This window comes from Paraburkholderia sp. Tr-20389, assembly GCF_017104565.1.
Classification (GTDB): Bacteria; Pseudomonadota; Gammaproteobacteria; order Burkholderiales; family Burkholderiaceae; genus Paraburkholderia.
The window spans coordinates 1-1,109 of the sequence record NZ_JAAGPD010000113.1 but is presented as its reverse complement, the minus strand read 5'-3'; the positions used below and the strand labels follow the sequence as shown (position 1 = coordinate 1,109).

Genomic DNA, 1,109 nt, shown 5'->3' with positions numbered 1-1,109 from the left:
CCGCATCAGAACCGGTGAATGATGCCTGCACCGACACCGACCATGCTGCGCGACGACGAAGGCGTCGAGTTGAAACCATCGCCGATCGTTGCCGTTGCATTGATGATGCTGCGGCCGTTCGTGCCGAGCGTCTGGCCGTTCGCACGCTGATACGCCTGCAGGGCGTACAGACCCGTGCGCTTGGACAGCGAGTAGTACTCGGACAGGTTGACCTGCGAGTACGACGCGCTGCTCGAGATGCCGTTCGACTTCGTTGCGCGCGTGTAGGCGTAGCCCGTTGCGAAGTCCCACGCTGCCGTCGGCTTCCAGTGCAGCACGATGCCGCCCGAATTCCAGATCGCCAGATTGCGATACGACGAACCGATGCCCGGAATGTACTGCACGTTCGAGTACGTCGCCGTGATGTCGAACTGGCTGTTGAACGTGTAGCCCGCGCCGACTGCGAAGCGCTGCTGCGCACGCGCCGTCTGGTAGCCGTTGGTCACAGCCGACACACCTGCCTGCGCCCCCGCATTCGACGTCGCCGTATCGGTGCCGAAGGTGCCGCCGTTCACGTTCGAGTTGTTGATCTTCGAGAAGCCGACCGCGATACCGATCGGGCCCTGCGCGTATTGCACGGCCGTGCTCCACGTCGAACCCTGATACGCGCTGCCCGGCACGCCTGCAAACGAATACGAGCCGCTGAACTTGAAGCCGTACATCTTCGGCGACATGTACAGCAACGTGTTGTTCGCGCGGTAGATCGTATCGAGACCGTCGACGTCACCCGCGTGCGCGCCGTAGAAACCCGTGAGCCACGTCGTCGGGCTGTACGGCGACAGCAGCTGGTAGTACGACGCGTACTGGCGGCCTGCCGTCAGCGAACCGTAGTTGTCGTTGGTCACGCCGACGAACGCCTGGCGGCTGAACATCAGGTTGGTCGTCGACATCGCGCCGTTGTTCGCGCTGAAGCCTTCTTCCAACGTGAAGATGGCCTTCGTGCCGCCGCCGAGATCTTCCGCGCCCTTCAGGCCGAAACGGCTGCCTGCCCACACGCCCGTGACCATCTTGACGGCCGAATGACCGCCTGCGGTCGAACCGAGCGTCGTCGAACTCGACTGATAACCGAT

At 63.0% G+C, this 1,109-nt stretch carries 1 protein-coding gene; it reads right to left on the bottom strand.

Annotated elements, in window-relative coordinates:
* Nucleotides 1-5 precede the first annotated feature (5 nt).
* The coding region (locus G3N95_RS40390) for a porin (protein ID WP_205975648.1) at nucleotides 6-1,109 on the bottom strand (1,104 nt) is incomplete at its 5' end.